Source organism: Pseudomonas sp. P5_A2_2 (assembly GCF_054177685.1).
On record NZ_JBGCUL010001197.1, the window covers coordinates 1 to 1,238 of the forward strand.

At 58.0% G+C, this 1,238-nt stretch carries 1 protein-coding gene; it reads left to right on the top strand.

Annotation, left to right across the window (positions count from 1 at the left end; translation table 11 throughout):
* Positions 1 to 169: 169 nt before the first annotated feature.
* Positions 170 to 1,238 (top strand): efflux RND transporter permease subunit (locus ACXRVY_RS30045; protein WP_458239079.1); only part of this gene is annotated, 1,069 nt, incomplete at its 3' end.

Genomic DNA, 1,238 nt, shown 5'->3' on the forward strand with positions numbered 1-1,238 from the left:
GTGGTCAATCGTGCGGACCGTATTTCCGTCTCGGCAGTGACTGTGGCAGGCAATGGCAATCTGGTTCTGGCCGGGCAGGGCGGCGTTCGCGTCACTTCGCCTGACGGCACTGAGCTTGGCAAATAAAAAGCGGGCAAATGAGCCGGGTTAATAACAAGAAGGCGGAGCTATGACTTCCTTGAGTACTCATCACCAGGACAAGGCGACGTTCCTCGAGCGCCTGATCTTCAACAACCGCCCGGCAGTGATCACGATCTGCCTGCTGGTCAGTATTTTCCTGTTCTGGCAGGCGACGCTGATCCGTCCGTCCACCAGCTTCGAAAAAATGATCCCGCTGGAGCATCCCTTCATCCAGAAGATGATGGAGCACCGCAACGATCTGGCGAACCTGGGCAACACCGTGCGGATCTCGGTGGAAGCCACCAATGGCGACATCTTCTCCAAGGAGTACATGGAGACCCTGCGTCAGATCAACGATGAGGTGTTCTACATCTCCGGTGTCGACCGTTCCGGCCTCAAGTCGCTGTGGAGCCCGAGCGTACGCTGGACCGAAGTGACGGAAGAGGGCTTCGCTGGCGGTGAGGTGATCCCGCAGAGCTACAATGGCTCCCAAGCCAGCCTCGATTTGCTGCGCAACAACGTGCTCAAGTCCGGCCAGGTCGGGCGCCTGGTGTCCAACGATTTCAAGTCGAGCATCGTCGACATTCCGTTGCTGGAGTCCTTCCCGGACCCGCAGGACCAGGGCAAGTTGCTGGCGCTGGACTACCGCCAGTTCTCCCACGAGCTTGAAGACAAGATCCGCACCAAGTTCGAAGTACAGAACCCGAATGTGAAGATCCACATCGTCGGTTTCGCCAAGAAAGTCGGTGACCTGATCGATGGCCTGGTGATGGTGGTGATGTTCTTCGGTGTCGCCTTCGTCATCACCCTGATCCTCTTGCTGTGGTTCACCAACTGCCTGCGCAGTACCGTCGCGGTGTTGAGCACGACATTGGTGGCAGTGGTCTGGCAACTGGGGTTGATGCACTTCTTCGGCTTCGGGCTCGATCCTTACTCGATGCTGGTACCGTTCCTGATCTTCGCCATCGGTATTTCCCACGGCGTACAGAAAATCAACGGGATCGCCCTGCAATCGAGTGAGGCGGACAACGCCCTGACGGCGGCGCGTCGTACTTTCCGTCAGTTGTTCCTGCCGGGGATGATCGCAATCCTCGCCGATGCCGTGGGTTTCATCACGC